We start from the raw sequence: 21160 nt of genomic DNA, 5'->3' as shown, positions 1-21160 counted from the left end.
ACGATGTAGTGCTCTGATTGCGTAGGATATGTGGAGGAGGTTGTGGTGTTACAACCAGAAAAGAGCATACCTGCTCGATCTGTAGAACTGGCTGAGTCTGATGATGCGATTTCAGGTATGATTGTTGGGAAGAGTCCGGTCATCCAGAAGATTATTACTTCAGTTCGTCAGGTGGCGTCATATCCGAAGGCCCGCATCTTGATCCAGGGGGATAGCGGCACCGGGAAAGATGTCGTGGCACGTGCGATTCATGAAGCGGGCCGTCATTCCTCGTCGCCTGGTCTATTTATTCCCATCAATTGCGCAGCAATTCCGGAAGCGCTGATGGAGACCGAACTATTTGGTGTGGAAGCGGGCGCTTATACTGATGCCAAGGTTGCTCGTGATGGCCTGCTGGCCCGTGCCCATCGTGGTACGCTCTTCCTGGATGAAATTGGTTCAATGCCTCTTGCCTTACAAACTAAATTATTGCGCTTTCTCGAGACGTGGAGTTTTCGGCGCGTGGGCGGGGTGAAAGAGGTTCATGTGCAGCTGCGTGTCATTGCAGCTACCAACGTAGACTTGCAGACGGCAGTTATACAAAAGAAATTTCGCGACGATTTGTTTTATCGCCTCAAGGTTGTGACATTTTTTATGCCTCCTTTACATGAGCATCCCGAAGACATTCCTCTGCTGATTGAGCATTTTTTGCAGCGTGAAAGCAAGCAACACGGGGTCCCTTTGAGTATTAGTGCTGCCGCATCAGATCTTTTGTTGCATTATGCCTGGCCTGGCAATATTCGAGAATTGCAACATGCGATAGAGTTGGGGGGGATTCTCTGTCACGATCATGTCATTCAGGCCGAAGATTTGTTGAGTGTTGTCTCTCCTCCTCAGATGCATACGGGGGCTCAGGTTCCTGATCTCCTTCAGAAACTTTCACTACCCGCCACAGGGATCGATTTGCCGGCATTTTTGAGCGGCATTGAATACGCTTTTATTCAAGAAGCTTTGAAACGTTGTGGGTATAATCAGGTGCATGCTGCTGCGCTGTTAGGCATTTCACGTGACAAGTTACGTTATCGCCTGGCAGAGAAAAATCGTCGTCAATCGGCGCAGGCACAGTCAGAAACGCATGATTGATACGGTCTCTTCTCGTGCCGGCGCTACAGAGGACCTCCTTGCTCAGTTGGTTGTCGCTACCTCGGGCCACTCAAGCATCATGGCTTTCAGCGTATCACCTGCATGTGGGCTGCTGCCCCCTTCAGGGATAATCACAAATGCGTTTGTATGTAAAAGAGAGGTCATGATATGCGAATCCTGTTTTCCTGTGACGTGAGCCACAAAGCCTCCATCTTGCCATTCGACATATGCACGCATATAGTGACGCCTCATCGCTTTATCGTGTATATCCTCTTGGAGAGTGATCTCGATTTGAGGTTTAAATAGCAGCTGATGCCCCTGTAGTTTTCGAATCAGCGGGCGTGTAAAGATCTCAAAGGTCACGGCGCTGGAGACTGGATTGCCAGGCAGTCCAATCAAAGGGATATCTCCAATGTGACCAAAAGCCACTGGTTTTCCTGGTTTCATGTTGATACGCCAGAAATTGATCTCTCCCTGTTCCGCCATGATGTTCTTGACCAGATCGAAATCGCCTACTGAGACGCCTCCAGAGGTAATAATGAGATCAAAGGTCATCGCCTCCGCAAATTTTTCGCGCAAGCTTTCGACCGTATCGCGAGCAACGCCCAGGCGATATGGTTCAGCACCAGCGCGTCGGACCGCAGCTTCTAAGAGATAACTGTTACTGTTGCGTATCTTGCCGGGCTGGAGCGGTTGATCAATATCGACAATTTCGTCGCCGGTTCCCAGAATAGCGACGCGAGCCCGAGGTATCACTGTGACCTCGGACCAGCCAAGGGTTGCCAGGACGCCAATCTCCCACGGACCAAGCTCTATGCCTGACTCTAAAATCTTCTGTCCTCGCCGCATATCTTCTCCGGCTGGACGAATATTATTGCCGGGTTGAACCCCCTGGAGGATTTCTACCCAGGAGCTTTCTGGCCCATCATTGCGTGTCAATTCTACCTGAATGATGGCGTCGGCTCCCGGAGGCACTGGAGCACCTGTCATTATGCGCATCGCCGTTCCGGCTTCAACGCGGTGATCTGCCACATAGCCAGCGGCCACGCCTCCGGTCACGCGTAGGCGCGGTGGTTGATTGGTACCAGAGACGCTGTCCTGGCTTAACAGGGCAAAGCCATCCATTGCTGAATTGTCGAATGGTGGTATATCTTCCTGGGCGCTGATCTCTTCGGCCAGGATTAATCCTTGAGCCTCTGAGAGGGGAACTTTGATTGCCGGTAGTGCTGTAATTTGGGATAGGATCTGTTCGAGGGCTTCTTCAACGCTGATCATAGATAACCTCCCCTGACATAAAACAGAGAAGCCTGGCTCACTTAAAATATTCATGTGATGCCAGGCTTCTCTTAAATAAAACTACCTCGTACGGGATTCGAACCCGTGATCTCCGCCTTGAAAGGGCGGCGTCCTAGGCCGCTAGACGAACGAGGCACATACTGTTGTTGCTTTCGCTTCAACCTAGAGTATTGTATCGTACGACGAAGCCTTTGTCAAGCATCCATTTTTGCTTTTTCGCTCTCCCCGAGCCGATTATGCAGTGCTAAACGCTACATAGCGTGTATCTTTTTATTGCTCACTATAGTCAGCCAGGATGGTTGTCAATTCGAGATGATTGCCTGCTGGATCTACTAAGAAGAAGCGTGGACGATGTGGTATTTCATCTGCCTCAATCAACTCATAACCTGCTTGCTGCAATTTGCTGCGATAAGCATCCACATCATCGACCTCAAGGCAGAAATGGCGGGCCTCTTCAGGGCGCTGTAGATAGGTATCAGGGACAAAGTGGAGCTCCATTTCACCCTCTCCGGCTGCAAACCAGACGAGACCACGAGGCGCTAAAATGGCGGGTACTTGCTTCTCCTGGAAGCCAAGCAGACCGCCATAAAAAGCGCGGATTTGCTCTTGTGAGCCATCAGGAATAGAGAGGGAGACGTGTTGTAGACGAGGAAGCTTGCGCCCTTCTTTTGCGTATTTGGATTGCATATCTTTCTCCTGAGATCATCGCAGTACCAAGCATTGATGATGGTGTCTGTGAATATGTGACAACATTGTACTGTCAGAGCCATAAATCTTTATGAGGGCATGCATCATGCACGCATCGAAGCAAAAATATTCAGGTGTTGTCTGCTCGTCGGCAAGTCTGAGCAGATGTGATGTTCTGCTAGCTCTGATTTTCTTAGTGTACCACATGGGATGAGTTGAACACGTCTTCATCAATGGTAGGATCTTGTACAGAGAAAGAAGGGATGGTTATTAGATGTTTGTCGGCAACAATGAGTATGTACTGTCCGTCTATAGGTAGTAGTAGCCATTAGCCATAATGTATCACAATGCATCGTGTTTCTTTGCTATGCTACAATATCTGAAGATTTGTATCTCATAACAAATCATAAAAAAGGTGGATAATAATGTCAGAAAATAAACAATCTGCTGCGGCCGTAAGACAGCGTGAGCGAGAACGGCGTGGGCAGTCAGGAAAAAATGGTCAAAGTGCACGCAATCAAGCCAAGGGAAGACGATCGAAGCAAAGGAGTTCTTTGACCTCCTGGCTATTTGTTGGCGGTATTGTGGTCGTGGTGATCGCCGTTATCGGGGCATTTATCTGGTTTGGCAATCGTGAGCAGACGACGCCGCTGGCGGTCTCACCCAGTGTCTATAAATCACTGACAAGTGTCAAGCCTGAACTGCTTTCTCAGGTTGGTACAGGGGGACTCGATGGTAGCGGTTCCAACTTGGGCACAGTACTTAAAGCAGTAAAAAACGCTCCTATTTTAAAAGGGCCAACTGGCAAACCAGAAGTCTTTTACATGGGGGGGGAATATTGCCCATTTTGTGCAGCCCAACGCTGGTCACTCATCATTGCGTTAAATCGGTTTGGATCTTTTCCTACAGCGCCCACCGCTCTGATATCGGGCGAAGATAGTATCTCGACTTTTTCATTTTATAAGTCTACGTATCAAAGTCAATATATTGATTTTGTACCAGCAGAAGTCGAGGATAATAGTCAACCGACGCCAAAAACGCTACAAACTTTAACCGCTGATCAAACAAAGATTGTGAGCACATATGATGCTCCTCCCTATACAACTTCGGATAGTGCTGGAAGTTTTCCATTTCTCAGTGTGGGGAATCAATATGTTTCAGCGGGCTCTTACTACCCTCCGACTGTGATTATAGGGAAAGCACATAGTGATATTGTCGATGCTATCAATGATCCAACGACTGATATCTCGCGTGCGGTGCTTGGTTCCGCTAACTATTTGACGGCCGAGATTTGTGCCCTGACGAATAATCAGCCTGCCAATGTATGTAGCGCTGATCCGATTCCCACCATTCGAGGGAAACTACCTCAGCCAACGGCATCAATCTCCCAAGCCGGCGCGGGCCTGGCGAATATAGATGTTCCTCAGACGGCTGCTGTGCGCAAGCGAGGCGCGTAAATCCTCCCGGCGCAAGCGAGGCGCCGTGTGATAGATAGCAGAAGAGCATATCCATACATAAAAAGTGAGCCAGGGTCGAGAGGATCATGGCTCACTTTTTATGTATGGATATGACAAAAAATTTTGTGACAAAGCTCTTCCGGGCAAACTATGCTCCATATTGATCGCGGTTACTGACGATAATCGAATGGTCCTGTATCGCAAGGAACGTCAGTTGCACCTTGAATAGTATCGCTGATACAATGAGAGACAATAAGTGACGCGCTGGAGAGTTTTGTGGATTATTTGATGGATAATCCACCAGTCGGAGCAAGCAAAATGTGTGTGTGTGAGCTGTGATAATATCCTGCAAGAGTGGCAAGATTGATGCGTGACACCTTACGTGTGGTCTCCTTCCTCCTGGGCGTGGTATGGAGATTTTCCTGCTGGCGTATGCGGCTCTGGTTGCGTCTATCCGATAAAGAAAGTACACGGGAGCGTATGAAACAAACCTTGCTCATTGTGAGACATGGGCAGACAGTATGGAATGTGGAACATCGTCTACCAGGACAACTTCCTGGGGTTGCTTTAAATGAGACGGGACGCCAGCAGGCAGCACGTCTGGCGGAAGCGTTACGAGAATTACCCATCAGTGCCATTATCAGTAGTCCTTTAGAGCGAGCGTATCATACGGCTGAATATCTGGTACAGGATCGGAATATCACGATCGCTCAAGACCCAGACCTGATGGATACCGATGTTGGTCCATGGGCTGGTCAGATTATCGAAGATCTGGTCAAGAACGATCCAAATTGGAAGGCGTATGTAAAAGATCCTACGGTTGCGCCCGAAGGCATTGAGACATTTCCTCAAGTTCAGAAACGTGTCGTTGCTGCCATCGAACGCTGGCTGGCTAAAGAGGATCTCGGAGCCTATCCCGTCTTTGTGGCTCATGCCGATGTGGTAAAGCTTCTACTTGCTCATTTTGCTCAATTGAATTCTGAAAAAGCCGGCGTCTTCTTTATTGAGAATGCTTCTGTTAGTCTGGTCGAGATTGAGAAAGATCAACCGCCTCATGTGCTTTCGATTGGCTGGAGTCCAAAACCAGGTTGGCTAAAAGTTCCTCTGCCTACTCCCGAGAAGCCGACGTCTCCCAATCCTGTTCAAGAGATTGCCGACCAGAAGTCCTAGTTGCAGCATAAAAGGATGTCGTGTCATTGGCTAATACATGGTATATCGTATTAAATATAACGCGTTGCCATTGCGTTATGTGATCGCCTTTGGAAGGAATACTCAGCATGTTTGATCCCCGTGACCCTTATGAGCGTTATTACTGGCATTACGAGTCACGTCGTCAACTCTCCGTGGCTCAGATCGTTGCTTTGCGGAGTGTTGATGCAGAAACCGCTGGCCTGATCTGGTTGTTGCTTGAGCGCGGCTCCTCTTTGATCGTAGCCGGTCCCACTGATCCACAACCGGGAGTCGGGAAAACGACTACATTGAACGCCCTCTTGCAGTTCCTTCCTGAGGGGACAGCTCTGGCTTATATGTCTGGTATGTATGAAGATTTTTCGTTTACACGCGTGCCAGATATTGATCCGAAGAATACCTGTGCTCTATGTAATGAGGTGAGCGACCATTTGCCGATTTATATGTGGGGACGAATTGCACGCCGATATTTGATGTTGCCCGGTCAGGGGTATCACATTGCTACCAGTGCACATGCTGACACTATTGACGATGTTTTGTATATGTTCCAACATGATTTGCGCTTAAAGCCAGAAGATACACGCCGCCTGGGGCTTGTGATTAATATTGGTCTGATGGGACAAACATATCCAGCTCGTCGGCGCTGGTTTTCTACTCATTTTTTACAGCCATACGCTGACCTCGATCGACCTGATGCAATCATTCCGATTCCGCTCTCACTCTGGAACTCATTTGATGATACCTTTGAACATGCTGATCAAACAATTCTTACTGATTTAGCTGGTTGGATTGGGATGCCGATCCAGGAATTCCAGGTAGCTCTGGCCAAGCGGATCGCTTGTATCAGCGAACTCGCGCAGGGGGGAGCAGATATGCAAGGTGTATTTGATGCTATCGGGGAATTGCATCGAAAAGAAGCGTAGTGGATGGGATAGTCTGTATCTGTAGTTGTTAAGAGCGCTTTGGAATAGAAATCATATTGCCTGCTGTTTTAGGTAAGGAAGACAGAAAGGAGGAATGCTCATGTTCACACGTCTGCAACATGCTAGCGAAGGGCGTTGGCCGCGTATCTGCAACCGATAGTTGCTACTATACAATCGATGAAAGAGGAGTCTATCTGACATGTCGTATGTTATTGCCATGCTTAGCATTCATACGTCTCCCCTGGATAATCCGGGAAAGACGAAAGATGCTGGCGGCATGAATGTTTATATTCGCGAGTTAACGCGGGAGCTTGCCACTCAAAACGTAAAAATCGATATTTTTACACGCCGTACTCAAGAAAACCTCCCTCAGATCGTGCACATACATCCAAACGTAAGAGTGATCCACATCACAGCAGGTCCTCTTGCTCCTATCCATAAGGATGACCTTTATCAATACACTCCAACCTTTGCACGTCACATTGAGGAATTTCGGCGCAGCGAGGGTATCAGATATGATATCGTGCATAGCCATTACTGGCTCTCTGGTGTTGCCGCTATGAGGCTGGCCTGCTTCTGGGGAGTGGCTCACGTTACAATGTTTCATACTCTGGGACGTTTGAAACAACTGGCTAATCCCAACGCATCTGAACCTCCTTTACGTCTTGAGATGGAGCAACGCTTAATCCACCAGGCAGATCGGATTATTGCTTCAACTGCTGATGAGCGCTCTCACATCGTGCGTTATTGCGGCGCAACGTCACGTCAGGTCGATATCGTCCCCTGCGGAGTTGATCTCACGCTGTTTGAGCCTTGTACTCAGAGTATGGCTCGCCAACGGTTAGGCTTGCCTGTAGATAGCCCTCTGCTCCTCTTTGTCGGTCGTTTAGATCCCTTTAAGGGGCCAGATCAATTATTGCATGCTGCGGCTATGATGCAAGAGGATGCGCAGGTGGTCATTGTTGGCGGTGATCTCTCTAATACGGATACGGATCTCCAAGCTCTTCAAAAACTGGCGTCTACCTTACAGATAGAAAAGCGGGTCCACTTTGTAGGATCTCAGTCGCGCGAGAGTATGCCTCTGTTTTATAATGCAGCCGATGTGACAGTTATGCCCTCTTATCATGAGACGTTTGGCATCGCGGCCGTCGAGTCGCTCGCCTGTGGAACACCAGTGGTGGCTACGCGTGCAGGTGGCTTAATGACGGTGGTGCAGGATGGCGAGACTGGTTTTCTGGTCCCTCGTTGTCCGGGCTTTTTTGCTGAACGCCTGGATGTGTTGTTACGAGATCCAGCTTTGCGTATAAAAATGGGAGACGCTGCTCGGGCGTCCGTGATGGAATTTTCATGGCAGAATGTGGCTCAGCAGGTCTTTGCTATCTATGATGAGTTGGTCAGTTTAGAACAGTGTCCGATGGCGCTCTAACTGAATTATCCCCTTCTCTGTGCTCTTGCTTATCGGTGTATGTCAGGTAAGATGATCTCATCTTATCTGCTGATATGCAATGTGAGGGCTATTCCTGATGGAGAGGAGAAGGCTAGACTTTCACCTCTCTGTATGGTATAATCATGTCCATGAGCAAGAGACATTCACAATTTGGACGTTGAGCCTATAGGCTACGAGTTGTGTATAGCAATGGCGGGCGTATGGGTAGTTGTGGCTGGATATAGTATGTATTCAAGCAAGGGTGGCATGCTTATGCGTATAGTCTCAATACAATTGATGACCCGTAGAGATTGCCTGTTCACAGTTTTAGCTGAGGCTGATACAGATAGCATTTTGGTGGCAAAGCCTTAAATTCGCACTAGGGAAGAATGAATCCCTGGTGCTTTTTTCATTACAGAGACCTTTGCTTCTGATATACTTGGTTCGGTAAGCTCATTGATCATTTTTACTGTCAAGATATGCGATTCAACCTTTGTTACGCTTAGTGTGACAAGAAATGCTTATTTTAAAACTATGGAAGGAGGACAATGGCGTTTCTTTCGATTAGTTGGTGCGGTAAAACATAATTTATGCTCCCCCCCGGAGTTAAGGCACATACATGTGGCTACGGAGTGGTTGCTAGAATTGAAGGAGAGTGCGATCATGAACTCAAGTATGATTAACAAAATTGCAAAAGCGAAACGTTACGCAGAAGAGCCCGAGCGCATTCAGTTCACAAGTTTCGAAGCCAAGTTCCAGGGTGAAAATGACGTTCACACAACCAGATATGCTGACGGCGAGTGGCAGTGCACATGCCGCTTCTTCCATGACTGGGGAGATTGTTGCCACACAATGGCTATGCAGCGTGTCCTGGGTGTAACTATTCCAGAGGTGTATCGTCATGGAGTCCCTTCTGGCTTAGGTACTGGCCCTCTTGCCCATTAATGCTAACTTGTATGAGAGCGTTACTTCTCTCTTCTGTTTGAGATAACTGAAAAAGACCAATAAAGAAGAGGCTCCCAATTTGAGCCTCTTCTTTATTGGTCTTTTTTCTCTTCAATGCGTGGTTGCCGGATCACGCTTTTTTTAGAGGAGGACATAGTAGAGAACAATGATTGCGATAAACATGATACAAGCAAGGATCGCAATTGTGATTAAGTCGCGACGAACATAGCTGAAGTGCTCGGGGGTGATGAGGGCTGCTCCCGCACGCTGTTGTGCTTTCAGCGTCGCTTGTCGTCGTGCCGCGATACGGGCAGAAGCACTTTTAGGTGCTCCATTTGCTTTCGTGGCAGAGCTTGTGGATGTTGCGGTAGTTGCCTGGGTATTCTCTACCTCTGCTTCACGTGTCGCAGTAGCCACGGCAGAAGAGGTTTTCACCTTATCTGACGAGTTTTTTGCTGCTTTGGGAACTGTTGTGCTGACGGGGGCATCATCAAACTCTTCTTCAGAAGAAGCTTCGACCTGTTCATCACGTGTAGTTACGCTCTCATCTGTCGCAGCCTCTGGAAGAACCAGTTCGAAACTTTTTTGTCCGCGTGCTCTTTGGGGCTGCGCTCCGCTTCGCGCAGCTGCTGATTTCTTTGGCATAGTAGCTTCTTACTCCCTTGCCCGATAACCTTTTTGAAGGATGGCTTATCGAGCTGTTGTAGTTATTGATATGGGTAACGCTTGCCTCATCGTTCAGATGCGCTCTCGTACCGTTTCAATCGTTCTAGCACCTGCAACACCTCGCGTTGACTAGCACATTGTGACTATTATACACGAAAGCGCCGGTACAGTCGAGTGGTTGCTCCAATCGCCAGAGCTTTCCAATTCTGCGTGCGTTGCCGCCCGATGCCCTGGAGGGGATGGCATTGATGCCGATCCATATGCCTGTAATTTAATACCATCTATGGCTCCAGCGTATCGCTGATTGCGTGTAAAACAGAGGGAAAAGATGTCTTGTGGAGTCTGATTTTCGTTATTTGACAAGGTTTCCAGGCTGTGTTACCCTTACAGTTGGCTACCAAGAGGTAACACAGTACTTATCACCCAGATTATAGGATAAGAGTTCAGAAGGCTAGCTCCCCATAAGGCTAGTCCTTTTTTCTACATAGGCCCATTATTACCATACACTCTAGTAACAAACAAGCAGGGATTTTTATCATGGCACGAATAGTCGTCGCAATGAGCGGCGGCGTAGATAGCTCGGTCGCCGCAGCGCTCCTCAAGGAGCAAGGCCATGAGGTGATCGGTATCATGCTCCGCCTCTGGTCTGAACCTGGTGTGATTGAAGATGAAGATGATGGCATTGAGCGTGTGGCGCAAAACAAATGTTGCTCTCTGGAATCTGTTGATGATGCCAGACGCGTTGCGCGCAAGCTCGATATACCATTTTATCTGGTCAACGTTGAAGAGGAATTCAAAGAGAAGATCGTCGATGCGTTTTATGAGGATTACGTTGAAGGCCGTACGCCGAATCCTTGTTTAAATTGTAATCGCCATATTCGTTTTACCGTGCTGCTCAACCGCGCACTGGCTCTGAATGCAGATTATCTGGCGACGGGGCACTATGTGCGTGTTGATGATCATCCCGTGACCGGTATGCGTCGCCTACGTCGTGCTGTAGATCCGGATAAAGATCAGTCCTACGTGCTTCACGTCCTCAATCAGCATCAACTCTCGCATGCTTGCTTCCCTCTGGGAGGATATACCAAGACAGAGGTGCGGGCGATGGCTGCTGAGCGTGGAATGACGGTGGCGACAAAGGCTGAAAGCCAGGAGATTTGTTTTGTGGCACAAAACGATTATCGTGGTTTTATCGATCGCTATGCATCTGCGCGCCTGTTAGAGGAAGCACCGGTGGCTGTTGGAGCGGGAGTGGCTCCGCAACGGAGTGCTGGTTCTTCTCTGATTACGATTCCGAAGCCTGGACCTATCTATGATCAGCAGGGCAATGCTCTGGGGCGTCATCGTGGTCTGGCTTACTATACGATTGGACAGCGCAAGGGATTGGGTATTACCTCCCGTGATCCATTGCATGTTCTCAAAATTGATGCATCACGCAACGCACTTGTTGTGGGACCTGCCACGGCCTTAGAGCAGTCGGAATTTCTGGTTGGCAAGATGCATTATCTGAACGGTAAAACGCCAACAGAACCATTTGAGGCGCTGGTGCGTGTCCGCTACAAAGGTGTTGAGCAGCCTGCACTTGTGACCCCTATTGAGGGTGAGCGTGTACATGTCACCCTGTTACATCCACAACGGTCCATCACACCGGGGCAGGCAGCCGTGTTCTATGGCGGTGAGGATGACGCTGAGGTGCTGTGCGGAGGAATTATTGTAGAATGACGGATCTGGCACATATAAGAAACTTTTGTATCATTGCACATATTGATCATGGCAAGTCTACGCTGGCCGATCGTTTGCTTGAATTTACTGGTACCATCTCAAAGCGTGACATGCAAGCGCAGTCGCTTGATCAAATGGATCTGGAGCGTGAGAAAGGCATCACGATTAAATCGCAAGCGGTACGTATGGTCTATACGGCCCTGGATGGCGAGGTCTATGAGTTAAATCTGATTGATACTCCCGGGCATGTGGATTTTACGTACGAGGTTTCACGTAGCCTTGCTGCCTGTGAAGGCGCTTTGCTTGTGGTCGATTCGACTCAAGGAGTTGAGGCACAAACACTGGCTAATCTTTACCTGGCTCTGGAGGCCGATCTCTCGATTATCCCCGTCATTAACAAAATTGACTTGCCAAGTGCGGAGCCAGAGAGAGTTATTCAAGAGGTCGTCGATGTTATCGGTTTGCCGAGAGAGGAATGTATTCTTGCCTCAGCCAAAGAAGGCATTGGCACACAGAACATTCTGGAAGCCATTGTAAAGCAGGTAGCACCTCCTTCTGGCAATGAGGATAGTCCTTTACGTGCTCTGGTCTTTGACTCACACTATGATGCTTATAAAGGTGTGATTGCCTATATCCGTGTCATGGATGGTCGTCTCCACGTTGGGGAGCGTCTCTCAATGATGGCGGCCGGAAGTTCCGCTGAGATACTAGAAGTTGGCTATTTTCATCCCAGTCTAGTCTCCAGCGGAACGTTAACGACGGGAGAAGTGGGGTATATCGCGACAGGTTTCAAGAATGTTAAGGACTGTCAGGTAGGGGATACAGTGACGGTTCCCAGTGCTCTTGGAACGATTACTCCCCTGGAAGGTTATCAGCCAGCCAAACCAATGGTCTTTGCTGGGCTCTATCCAGTGGATAGCAATGATTATCCAGAATTACGCGAGGCGCTTGATCGCTTACAGTTGAATGATGCTGCTCTGAATTATGAGCCTGAAACCTCCAATGCGCTTGGCTTTGGTTTCCGTTGTGGCTTTCTGGGCTTACTGCATATGGAGATCATTCAAGAGCGTCTGGAGCGTGAATATAACCTGGATATCCTGGCCACAGCTCCCAGCGTTGAATATCATGTCACCAGGGTTGGGGGAGAGGTTATCCAGGTTGATAATCCTTCTGAGATGCCAAACTTTGGAGAGATTGAGGAGATCGCGGAGCCTTATATGGATATCTCTATCTTTACTCCTTCACGGTATATTGGCACCATTATGGATCTGGTGACAACGAAGCGTGGCACGTATAAAGACCTCAAGTATCTGGAGTCTGAGCGGGTTTTGATGACCTATGAGATCCCGTTGGCTGAATTGATTATCGACTTCTATGACCAGCTGAAATCTCGTACGCAAGGATATGCATCCTTAGATTATAACTTTGGTTCTTATCGAGCTTCTGACCTGGTTAAAATGGATATCCTGGTGAATACAGTACCAGTTGATGCTTTGTCTTTGATCCTACATCGAGAACATGCCTATCATCAAGGTCGGGCCTTTGTTGAGAAATTGCGTGGCCTGATTCCTCGCCAGCTGTTTGAAGTGCCGATTCAGGCCGCAATTGGTTCACGTGTGATTGCTCGTGAGTCGGTCAAAGCCATGCGTAAAGATGTGCTGGCGAAATGTTATGGTGGTGACATCTCACGTAAGCGCAAGCTGCTGGAGAAGCAAAAAGAAGGCAAGAAGCGGATGAAGATGGTCGGTAATGTTGAGATTCCACAGGAGGCATTTATGGCTGTCCTCTCTATTGGTAAGGACTAGTAGATGCTATCTTTTTATCTGATAGGTTGCCTGTTGCAGAGAGAATGATAGCTGCGCACCATGAATGATTTTGGACAAAAAGAGAGCTGGATAATCACGGTTATCCAGCTCATCTATATTTTTTTTCTTCTTTACCTCTCCCGTAATTAAGTCAACCGAGTACACAAAGTATTGAGTACATCGCTGTAAATAGCAGCGACCATCCTCTGCTTACCTCTGCCTCTCCCGGACGTGTAAAGCGCGTCATGACTGTTTAGGACTCTCCTCATCTAAGGAGAATGCTGTTCAGAAACGGGGTGACAAGACGCTCAGAGGCTCGGCTGGCCCGCATCTACGGGCACTCCTTGTCAATCTGAAATACTACCCCCAACAGGCGTATTGGTTTCTTCATGGTTCTTATAAGATCAGTGGTTATCATAAGATCTCCTTCCGGGTTACTTATGCAAGGCACTTGCCTTGTGCCAAGGTCTTTTTAGTTCCCTGGTATATTCCTTAATGACTTTGGAATATTTGTATGATAACACCTGATTGTCGAATTGTCAAGGGCTAAAGAAAAAAATTGCTGTTATGGGAGTTGCAATACGTGATTATATACATATATCGTGTCTTTTTTCGTGCTTAGGATGTAGTTTTCGTGTCTTTTATCGCCTCCTGGTAAGTTCCTTGAAATAAGTCAAGAACCTGGGCTGGATCTGCGCTCTCCTTCATAATGTTAGCTTGATTATCTTGACGGTTAGATACTTGTGGCATATCTTTACGTAAATCTTCCACCAATTCAATAAGTTTACTAACTTTTCGCTCTGTGAGTAAAGAGAGTTCCAGTTCCAGAAAAGTGCGTTGTTCAGTCAATTTATTCTGCCGATTTTGTGTAATGAGCACGGCAGTTGTGGTAAGCAGAGCAATAAAACCAACAGCCCCTTGTAACCAGAAGTATGGGGGCATATCATACATGGTTAAACCAAAGAGCTGGCTTCCTGTGTTAAAGAGTACCCATAGAAGGGTAACAAAAAAGATCGTGTAGAGCGTAAATGGCCTACCCAGGATGTTAAGCGTGATTTTTTCAATGAATTGTTGATGTTTGCTGGCTTCACGCTCCACATCGCGACGTAGAGAAGCCAGATTGCCGATATCGTTTTCCATAATATCCATCAACGCGGTTAAATTTTCCTTCTTCTGAGGTGTCTTTTGTGATTGGTCTTTTTCTATCTTATCCATAATGGTGTAGATTCTACCTCCAGATGCGAAACGGCAATATTTGTGAACCGAACAGTGATCATTGGCAACGCATGTCTATCTTCTCTATGGGTTGCTTCCATCGTTAGTGTAGATTGGTTGCGCCGTCCCGGATGGAGAAGAGTACTGAAAGGGAGGGCAGACACTGTGATTATTTTGTGTCTGCCCTCCCCCTCGCTAGAGGCTGTAGGCGTGTTAATAATGAACTTGGGTAAGAATCCGCTCTTATTGAAGGCGCTCTCCCTCATTGACTGCGTTCTTGCTTGAGGGAGTTGTACCCGTTTCCAGGGGATTTGTGCCGTCATTGGTTGCCAGACGGCTATTTGTTGTGCCGGTGATATCTTTATCTAGCAGAGGTGCACCGCTCGCTGCTTTATTGGTCACTGAATCATTTTGCATGCTCTCATTTTGTCGGCTGGTTGTCTGTCCTTTAGTGGCAGCACTGTCGGCATGGAACAGGTAGTTCGATGAATTTGGATCAAGTGCTCCAGCGGGAGCCTGATCAACCATTTGCGCGAAGTGTGTGAGATCCTGCTCGAGCGCATTTTGAAAATGATTTCCCACTCCAAGTTTTTCTCCCGCATCACCGATGATACCAGCTGGTGGATCATAGCTAATTGACACATCGACTTTGGTCTGTTCTGGAGATGTCTGCGTAAAAGTAACCTTTCCAAAGTTACTAAGACCATCGGTCGAACGCCATCCAACTTGTTTGTCGGTAATCCAATCTTCATTAACCGCATCCCATTCGTGACTACCTACCATATTGGCAACCCAATGACTTGATTGATCATCATGATAGGTAACCTCCTTCACGAAACTCATGAATTTGGGGAAATCATTAAAGTGCGTGAACAGGGAATATACTTGATGAACTGGAGCCGTGACCAGAATCTCGGCATGATGATTTGTATAGTTCTTTTGCATAGCTCTACCCTTTCTTTGTGTACCTCCTATGGCTGATTATTGCAATAGGAGAAAGTAATATCGTTTATCTGATTGGTTTTTGACTAGTCAGTGGATGTCTCTTTTGGTACACGCATACGTATTCTTGTTCGCTTCATTGTGTTCCATATCGTGGCAATGTGTATTTTTAGCGAGCATGCTCAATAAATAAATATCCCTCCATGCGTGTTGAGCGTCTCTTTGTAATCATTGGCAACCCCGGGCTGGTGGCATAGGAGAATATTTTGTCTCTAACTACAAATGACTCAGTTTGCTGCGCTTAACAATGATGTTGTATGTAAGACTTAAAGATCTTGCCGGGTTTTTAAGCGTAAATATTGTGAATATGTCGAGCTATGTTGTACGCTGATATGAAAAGAAGATAATCTCATGAGTAAGTTGAGCAAGTAGGGAAGCACAGAGGTCCTTTTTTGTTGTATTGTTGGAAAAAGCCTGTTATTATGCTCTCGTAGAACAGAATTCACTGGACGAAAATGAAAAAACAAAGTATGCCATTATGTAGATACTGAAATCACATTTCAGATTGTGAATCGATGGAATGTGCAGTAATTCTACAATTCTCTAGTATGTTTCGTCAGAAAACAAGACCCGTTTAGACTTCTGCTTGCGTCTGGTGTAATATGAACGTAAGTACAGAGAACAAACAGAAATTGGGCTCTATGAATGTAACTATTGAGCATATGCTTACGTAGTAGAAGGTAATACAGAGAGCGAGTCTGATCCTGATGAGACACGGTTTATATAAATCGTCCCATTGGTAGCATTTGAATTCTATGCTTTGGAGAGGTAACAAACAATGGTACTTGGAACCTTAGAAGACAACTTGAGTCGTGCGATGGAATTACTAGGTGGCTCTATCGACCCTGAGATCGTTGAGTCATATCCATCACTTGAAGCACGTATTTTAGCACAGGCATTGGAGAACGTTGAGATTGCAGAACAGCACTTACGTGAGATCCAAAAGTTAGTTGGCGAACTCGAAGGCGTCCTGGTCTAAGAGTCGTCATAGATCCGATGAGCAGTCAATCAGGTATACGAGCACTGTATACATATCCCTTCTCCAAAGGCGGCGAATCCCGTGGGATATGTCTGATATGAATTTCGCTTATGCGCTCTGTGTATTTCGTCCTCGTTACCCTGAGAGGGTCTTTCTGATGTGCTCGTCAATACCTCATGATTGATATGAGGTCATAGCCAGGCGTAGAATATTCGATTATACAGAATATTCTACGCTTTTTTTTGCTTCCTCAGCGTGCGTATCTAACATACTTTCAGATTGCTCAAGGGCACGCTTGATGATTTCTTCAACCTCTATCAAGCTATTGATGCGTACCAATTCATTGCGTATCTGCTTGGCTCCTGAAAAATGTCCCAGATACCAACCGAGTTGCTTGCGCATCTCAATATAGTGCTCCTGTCCTTTCAATTTAGCATGAACACGAGCGTGTTCCAGCGCCATTGAAAAGCGCTCTTCCCTTGTCGGCATGACATCGGGGAGGTTCTCCGGAGTGGGAACAACATCGTCTGCCAGGAGCTGTTTTAAGAGTGCCTTATTTTTGAAGAGCCAGGGATTGCCAAATGTAGCTCGTCCAATCAATACACCATTGACCCCAGACATCCTGATCCTCTCTGAGGCCTGATAGAGTGAATGAATATCTCCATTGCCTAGAATCAAAGTATCCGTGCCACGGACGATCTCTGCGGCGCTGGCGATGGCTTCCCAGTTGGCCTCGCCCTTATAGTGCTGGACCAACGTCCTCCCATGCAAAGAGATAACCGCTGGCTCCAATTCGAGCAATTCTTGTATCCAATCTTTGATAATAATGGAGTCGTAGCCCAGACGTGTCTTCACAGAGACAGGTAAGAGGCGGCGCTCGTATTGAACCGGATCACCCCAGATGAATGTGCGATCTATGTTCATTTGCCTGATGCGTTGAATGCGTTGAGGCTCTATTCCCAGATCTTCCAGGGTTTGTCCATTGGCCCAATCACGCACTCCCTGTTGTGTCGCCCTGATAATCTCTTTAGCAGTCTCTGGGAGACGAATTAAAGCGGCTCCTCCACCCTTGCTGGCGATGCTACTTGCAGGACAGCCCATATTGATATCGACCCCATCGAACCCTAGTTCACAGACAATGTGTGCAGCTTTATAAAAGTATTCTGGGCGGCAACCAAAGATTTGTGCGACTACTGGACGTTCAGCCGGTGTGTAGAGAAAATCGCGAAAGATACGTTCGCTTCCGCGCCAGAGTCCTTCAACGTTTGTGAACTCGGTCATAATAATATCGGGACGTCCGTGAAGGCCATGTATCGTACGGCATGGAGCATCTGTGACACCATCCATTGGTGACAGTCCAATTATCGGTTGTTGTAAATCATTCCAGAATGTCTGCTTCATCTGTTTGTTAACTCTTTCGGTGCATTGGTAATAGCCTGGTATTGCGCTGATATTTTCTCTTTGAATATTTGATGATTAATGTATCTCTCTATGATACATGTTTTTGGGTGTAAAGGTCAATCTCTTTTTGTCGCCAGAGATAGCGTGTTCTGCGCTCTTGTTCTCGCTGAAGTGCTTGTAATAGCTGTATTTTTTATACTATATTTATTTGTTTGTTTGATAATAATTATATGTATAGGAAGATTTGAAACATTAAATTTGTCAGTGGAAATATATAGCATTATAATAAAGGTATACGACATATATATGGAAAAGGAGTCAATATGCTTACAAAATGTTTTGTCAAGCAAAAAAACATCTATCTGATCTTGTTGCTTGGAGCGACAACCTTGCTTCTTGCTGGATGCGATTCGGGTAACAATTCACTATCGGGAGCAGATTCGCAGCCTACGAGTTCGGTCGTGAACGCGGCGAGTGCACTTATAAGACATAGTCCTTCGGGGACGGTTGAACTGATGTGGGATCATACATCTCATGTGATGACCGTGCATATGGCATTGACAGGTCTTACTCCTCAAAGCGCTCATCCGGCGCATATTAGTTCGGGGAGCTGTAAAAGTGCTGGCGATGTCGTTTACGATCTATCGGCAATCAAAGCGACAAATATTGGCTTTGCCGATGTGGTTACAAAGGTGAAAGATGTCCCTGGAGGCATTCCTGAGACTGGTTGGCATATAGATGTCAGCAATGGCCCTGGTACGGTCACAAATGATCAGTCGATGGATATTACTTGTGCCAATATTTTCAATCCGACGTCTTCAACCCAATCGTCCCAAAATGTTCAGGCAACGCTCGATGAAGCATTTGCGCCCAACCAATCGGTCAGTGGTACTGCTGATCTCAATACCGCTAATAATCAGTTGACCGTAGTGGTTGCATTGAAGGGTTTAGCGCCAAATTCGAAACATCTGGCTCATTTGCACAGTGGTAGTTGCGCCAGTCAGGGGCCGATTAAATATGATCTCAAGCCCATTGTTGCGGATGCATCAGGAGATGCTAAAACAACCACTGTCATTCCTGATATCAAATCTGTGCCACGCAATGGTTGGTATGTAAATATCCATTTGGGAGCCTCTGATTTGAAGTCGCAAACAAGTAACGATCCCTTTGCCTGTGGTGACATTACGACGTTACATTAAAGTCTTCATTCATACGCCGGTGATAAGAACCAGGATTGCTTACATACAATCCTGGTTCTGGTTTTATTGTAGAAATAGTGACTTTTCCCGCACGCCAATTGCGTACCAGCGATTTAACTGTATCGATATACTGCTGCTCATTGTTATTATCGCTGCTTGGTGCATAGACCGGGATAATCTGATCAACTGTCTTGAGTCCCCACGTGTTGATATATTGTTGTGCAATGAGCTCATACCAACTCTCAAAACCCTCTTCCCAGGTTGCATATTGGCGGTACCCCTCGTATTGAGGATGGCCCTGGGTGGCGCGGATATTTCCCAGTGAATGAGTAACAGTGGCAACACCTTTCGTTCCAAGGGTGCTTTCTTGCATAAAAAAAGCCAACGCATAGGCTGGATCAATGCCGTATTTGACTCCACCGTCATAGAGCGCTTGACCTTTGCCTGCTGCCGGAGAATCATAGTAATCCAGCACACTATTAATGAAATTGGCACTAATTGTTGGCTCTCCCTCAAGTGTATATGAAGAAGCAGATTGATCGTTGTCAGATTGTGAGTGTGAGTGCAGAAAGCTGACGAGTCCAATTCCAATTATACAGACAGTTGCCAGCCCCAGCAACATCTGAGATGTAGAAGGCCTCGAATTTTTGCGGCTCTTTCTACCACGATATCTTCTATATGTTGGCCGATACGACCGATAAGATCTTTTCCTGACTTTTGGCATGATTATTTTTCCCTGAGAATATCAGTTAGGTGCGTTATGAGCAGATACGTCATAGATGAATAATGATACACTATACTATAAGGCTAAAGAGATTCTTTGTGAACGCAATAGCCATTTTAACTATGGGCATTCGTGGTAGATATTGCAGAGAGGATCGATAATGATGGTTGAAAGTACTCATACTGCTCGTCAGGCACCGCTGCCTTCACCGACAGATCTCTACACAATTGATACTATCCTTTCCGAAGAAGAGCGTATGGTACGCGATACCGTGCGACAATTTGTGCGTGAACGCGTCCTGCCGATAATCGGAGATCATTTTGAAGCTGGCACCTTTCCACGCGTACTCGTTGCTGAGCTGGCTGAATTGGGATTGCTAGGGATGCATCTGCACGGTTATGGATGTGCTGGTTTGAATGCCGTGTCTTATGGATTGGCTTGTCAGGAGTTAGAAGCTGGCGATAGTGGTATCCGCTCATTTGTCTCGGTACAGGGTTCGCTGGCAATGTTTCCTATCTTTGCCTTTGGATCGGAAGAGCAGAAAGAGCAATGGCTTCCACGGATGGCGAAGGGTGAAGTGATTGGTTGTTTTGGCTTGACTGAACCTGATAGTGGTAGTGATGCCGCTAGCATGAGCACGACTGCGCGTCGGGATGGCTCAACGTATATATTGAATGGCACGAAAATGTGGATTACCAATGGAGGCATCGCAGATATTGCGATTATCTGGGCACGCGCTGAGGATGGCGTACGGGGTTTTATTGTAGAGCGTGGCACACCAGGCTTCTCAACCAGTGATATCCATCACAAGCTCTCTCTCAGAGCTTCTGTGACCTCGGAACTGCACTTTGAGGATTGTCGGATTCCTGACAGTCAGATGTTGCCCGATGTTCGTGGGATGCGTGGACCATTATCTTGTCTGAATGAAGCACGCTTTGGGATTGCCTGGGGAACAATTGGCGCGGCTCGCACCTGTTATGAAGTCGCATTGGATTATGCCAAAACACGCCAGCAGTTTCAGCGTCCATTGGCCCGCTTCCAACTGGTACAGCAAAAATTGGCCGATATGGCTACTGAACTGGTGAAAGCGCAACTGCTTGCTTTGCAATTGGGGCGCTTAAAAGATGAAGGTTTGTTGCATCCCGTTCAGATCTCGATTGCCAAGCGTAATAATGTGCGTGAAGCGCTACATACAGCGCGTGAGGCCCGTACAATTCTTGGGGCTAATGGTATTACCCTTGAATATCCTATCAGCCGTCATATGAATAATCTGGAGTCCGTTTTCACTTATGAGGGCACAGATGATATTCATACGCTGATTATTGGACAGGCGATTACCGGGGAAAATGCTTTTTCTTGAAGCTGAAGTGTGGCGACAATGCTGAGAAATCATAGTATCAGTG

19 protein-coding genes and 1 tRNA gene are annotated in these 21160 nt (G+C 47.0%); 11 read left to right on the top strand and 9 right to left on the bottom strand.

Annotation, left to right across the window (positions count from 1 at the left end; all coding sequences use genetic code 11):
• Positions 1-45: 45 nt before the first annotated feature.
• The gene (locus tag AC27N8_RS17895; RefSeq protein ID WP_487068752.1) at positions 46-1122 is read left to right on the top strand and encodes a sigma-54 interaction domain-containing protein; all 1077 of its coding nucleotides are present in this window, start codon (positions 46-48) and stop codon (positions 1120-1122) included.
• 42 nt (positions 1123-1164) lie between these two features.
• On the opposite strand, the gene AC27N8_RS17890 is transcribed toward AC27N8_RS17895, so the two are convergent.
• From AC27N8_RS17890 to AC27N8_RS17880, 3 genes are all read right to left on the bottom strand, one after another.
• Positions 1165-2397: a molybdopterin molybdotransferase MoeA gene (locus AC27N8_RS17890; protein ID WP_487068751.1), complete on the bottom strand. Its 1233-nt coding sequence runs from the start codon at positions 2395-2397 to the stop codon at positions 1165-1167.
• Positions 2398-2479: 82 nt separating this feature from the next.
• Positions 2480-2553: transfer RNA gene (locus tag AC27N8_RS17885), tRNA-Glu, on the bottom strand.
• Between the two features lie 135 nt (positions 2554-2688).
• Positions 2689-3105 (bottom strand): VOC family protein, encoded by a 417-nt coding sequence (locus tag AC27N8_RS17880; RefSeq protein WP_487068750.1) that lies wholly within the window; start codon positions 3103-3105, stop codon positions 2689-2691.
• A 425-nt stretch (positions 3106-3530) separates the two neighbouring features.
• On the opposite strand from AC27N8_RS17880, the gene AC27N8_RS17875 reads away from it, so the two are divergent.
• The 5 genes from AC27N8_RS17875 (at position 3531) to AC27N8_RS17855 (ending at position 9044) form a co-directional block, all read left to right on the top strand.
• Complete coding sequence (locus AC27N8_RS17875; protein ID WP_487068749.1) at positions 3531-4562, top strand: DUF929 family protein; 1032 nt, start codon at positions 3531-3533, stop codon at positions 4560-4562.
• 366 nt (positions 4563-4928) lie between these two features.
• Positions 4929-5732: a histidine phosphatase family protein gene (locus AC27N8_RS17870; protein WP_487068748.1), complete on the top strand. Its 804-nt coding sequence runs from the start codon at positions 4929-4931 to the stop codon at positions 5730-5732.
• Between the two features lie 107 nt (positions 5733-5839).
• Complete coding sequence (locus AC27N8_RS17865) at positions 5840-6673, top strand: hypothetical protein (RefSeq protein ID WP_487068747.1); 834 nt, start codon at positions 5840-5842, stop codon at positions 6671-6673.
• 199 nt (positions 6674-6872) lie between these two features.
• Positions 6873-8099 carry a glycosyltransferase gene (locus AC27N8_RS17860; RefSeq protein WP_487068746.1) on the top strand — a complete coding sequence of 409 codons (1227 nt, stop codon included), beginning with the start codon at positions 6873-6875 and terminating at the stop codon, positions 8097-8099.
• Between the two features lie 663 nt (positions 8100-8762).
• Positions 8763-9044, top strand: coding sequence for a hypothetical protein (locus AC27N8_RS17855; RefSeq protein WP_487068745.1), 282 nt, complete (start codon positions 8763-8765; stop codon positions 9042-9044).
• A 141-nt stretch (positions 9045-9185) separates the two neighbouring features.
• Here AC27N8_RS17855 and AC27N8_RS17850 read toward each other — a convergent pair whose 3' ends face one another.
• Together AC27N8_RS17850 and AC27N8_RS17845 are read right to left on the bottom strand one after the other, a co-directional pair.
• Positions 9186-9689, bottom strand: a complete 504-nt coding sequence (locus AC27N8_RS17850; protein WP_487068744.1) for a hypothetical protein — start codon at positions 9687-9689, stop codon at positions 9186-9188.
• A 167-nt stretch (positions 9690-9856) separates the two neighbouring features.
• On the bottom strand, positions 9857-9991 hold the full coding sequence (locus tag AC27N8_RS17845; protein ID WP_487068743.1) for a hypothetical protein: 135 nt from the start codon (positions 9989-9991) through the stop codon (positions 9857-9859).
• A 256-nt stretch (positions 9992-10247) separates the two neighbouring features.
• Here AC27N8_RS17845 and mnmA point away from each other — a divergent pair, with 256 nt between their 5' ends.
• Together mnmA and lepA are read left to right on the top strand one after the other, a co-directional pair.
• A complete protein-coding gene (gene mnmA, locus AC27N8_RS17840) occupies positions 10248-11432 on the top strand; it encodes a tRNA 2-thiouridine(34) synthase MnmA (RefSeq protein ID WP_487068742.1) in 1185 nt (394 codons plus the stop codon).
• A complete protein-coding gene (gene lepA / locus AC27N8_RS17835; protein ID WP_487068741.1) occupies positions 11429-13237 on the top strand; it encodes a translation elongation factor 4 in 1809 nt (602 codons plus the stop codon). Before mnmA ends, lepA begins: the two co-directional genes overlap by 4 nt.
• A 618-nt stretch (positions 13238-13855) precedes the next feature.
• Here lepA and AC27N8_RS17830 read toward each other — a convergent pair.
• Positions 13856-14452, bottom strand: a complete 597-nt coding sequence (locus AC27N8_RS17830; RefSeq protein WP_487068740.1) for a DUF1003 domain-containing protein — start codon at positions 14450-14452, stop codon at positions 13856-13858.
• Positions 14453-14695: 243 nt separating this feature from the next.
• The gene (locus AC27N8_RS17825; protein ID WP_487068739.1) at positions 14696-15397 is read right to left on the bottom strand and encodes an SRPBCC family protein; all 702 of its coding nucleotides are present in this window, start codon (positions 15395-15397) and stop codon (positions 14696-14698) included.
• 835 nt (positions 15398-16232) lie between these two features.
• Here AC27N8_RS17825 and AC27N8_RS17820 point away from each other — a divergent pair.
• On the top strand, positions 16233-16433 hold the full coding sequence (locus tag AC27N8_RS17820) for a hypothetical protein (protein WP_487068738.1): 201 nt from the start codon (positions 16233-16235) through the stop codon (positions 16431-16433).
• Positions 16434-16649: 216 nt separating this feature from the next.
• Here the strand turns inward: AC27N8_RS17820 and AC27N8_RS17815 are convergent, their stop codons facing one another.
• Entirely contained in the window at positions 16650-17834 is a 1185-nt protein-coding gene (locus tag AC27N8_RS17815) for a tRNA dihydrouridine synthase (RefSeq protein ID WP_487068737.1), read from the bottom strand.
• Between the two features lie 323 nt (positions 17835-18157).
• Between AC27N8_RS17815 and AC27N8_RS17810 the strand changes: the two genes are divergently transcribed.
• Entirely contained in the window at positions 18158-19033 is an 876-nt protein-coding gene (locus AC27N8_RS17810; RefSeq protein ID WP_487068736.1) for a CHRD domain-containing protein, read from the top strand.
• On the opposite strand, the gene AC27N8_RS17805 is transcribed toward AC27N8_RS17810, so the two are convergent.
• Positions 19017-19757: a glucosaminidase domain-containing protein gene (locus AC27N8_RS17805; RefSeq protein WP_487068735.1), complete on the bottom strand. Its 741-nt coding sequence runs from the start codon at positions 19755-19757 to the stop codon at positions 19017-19019. The genes AC27N8_RS17810 and AC27N8_RS17805 overlap by 17 nt on opposite strands.
• 160 nt (positions 19758-19917) lie before the next feature.
• Here AC27N8_RS17805 and AC27N8_RS17800 point away from each other — a divergent pair, with 160 nt between their 5' ends.
• The gene (locus AC27N8_RS17800) at positions 19918-21117 is read left to right on the top strand and encodes an acyl-CoA dehydrogenase family protein (protein ID WP_487068734.1); all 1200 of its coding nucleotides are present in this window, start codon (positions 19918-19920) and stop codon (positions 21115-21117) included.
• Positions 21118-21160 lie beyond the last annotated feature (43 nt).

It is taken from the genome of Dictyobacter sp. Z7_2 (assembly GCF_057551105.1).
Note: the sequence above shows the minus strand (reverse complement) of the source record. Positions and strands in the feature narration are given on the sequence as shown.

Coding starts and splice junctions, on each gene's coding strand:
- AC27N8_RS17850 (WP_487068744.1), bottom strand. CDS start 9,689: ATGCCAAAGAAATCAGCAGCTGCGCGAAGCGGAGCGCAGCCCCAAAGA.
- lepA (WP_487068741.1), top strand. CDS start 11,429: ATGACGGATCTGGCACATATAAGAAACTTTTGTATCATTGCACATATT.
- AC27N8_RS17855 (WP_487068745.1), top strand. CDS start 8,763: ATGAACTCAAGTATGATTAACAAAATTGCAAAAGCGAAACGTTACGCA.
- AC27N8_RS17880 (WP_487068750.1), bottom strand. CDS start 3,105: ATGCAATCCAAATACGCAAAAGAAGGGCGCAAGCTTCCTCGTCTACAA.
- mnmA (WP_487068742.1), top strand. CDS start 10,248: ATGGCACGAATAGTCGTCGCAATGAGCGGCGGCGTAGATAGCTCGGTC.
- AC27N8_RS17870 (WP_487068748.1), top strand. CDS start 4,929: ATGCGTGACACCTTACGTGTGGTCTCCTTCCTCCTGGGCGTGGTATGG.
- AC27N8_RS17825 (WP_487068739.1), bottom strand. CDS start 15,397: ATGCAAAAGAACTATACAAATCATCATGCCGAGATTCTGGTCACGGCT.
- AC27N8_RS17860 (WP_487068746.1), top strand. CDS start 6,873: ATGTCGTATGTTATTGCCATGCTTAGCATTCATACGTCTCCCCTGGAT.
- AC27N8_RS17810 (WP_487068736.1), top strand. CDS start 18,158: ATGCTTACAAAATGTTTTGTCAAGCAAAAAAACATCTATCTGATCTTG.
- AC27N8_RS17800 (WP_487068734.1), top strand. CDS start 19,918: ATGATGGTTGAAAGTACTCATACTGCTCGTCAGGCACCGCTGCCTTCA.
- AC27N8_RS17820 (WP_487068738.1), top strand. CDS start 16,233: ATGGTACTTGGAACCTTAGAAGACAACTTGAGTCGTGCGATGGAATTA.
- AC27N8_RS17805 (WP_487068735.1), bottom strand. CDS start 19,757: ATGCCAAAAGTCAGGAAAAGATCTTATCGGTCGTATCGGCCAACATAT.
- AC27N8_RS17875 (WP_487068749.1), top strand. CDS start 3,531: ATGTCAGAAAATAAACAATCTGCTGCGGCCGTAAGACAGCGTGAGCGA.
- AC27N8_RS17865 (WP_487068747.1), top strand. CDS start 5,840: ATGTTTGATCCCCGTGACCCTTATGAGCGTTATTACTGGCATTACGAG.
- AC27N8_RS17830 (WP_487068740.1), bottom strand. CDS start 14,452: ATGGATAAGATAGAAAAAGACCAATCACAAAAGACACCTCAGAAGAAG.
- AC27N8_RS17815 (WP_487068737.1), bottom strand. CDS start 17,834: ATGAAGCAGACATTCTGGAATGATTTACAACAACCGATAATTGGACTG.
- AC27N8_RS17890 (WP_487068751.1), bottom strand. CDS start 2,397: ATGATCAGCGTTGAAGAAGCCCTCGAACAGATCCTATCCCAAATTACA.
- AC27N8_RS17845 (WP_487068743.1), bottom strand. CDS start 9,991: ATGGTATTAAATTACAGGCATATGGATCGGCATCAATGCCATCCCCTC.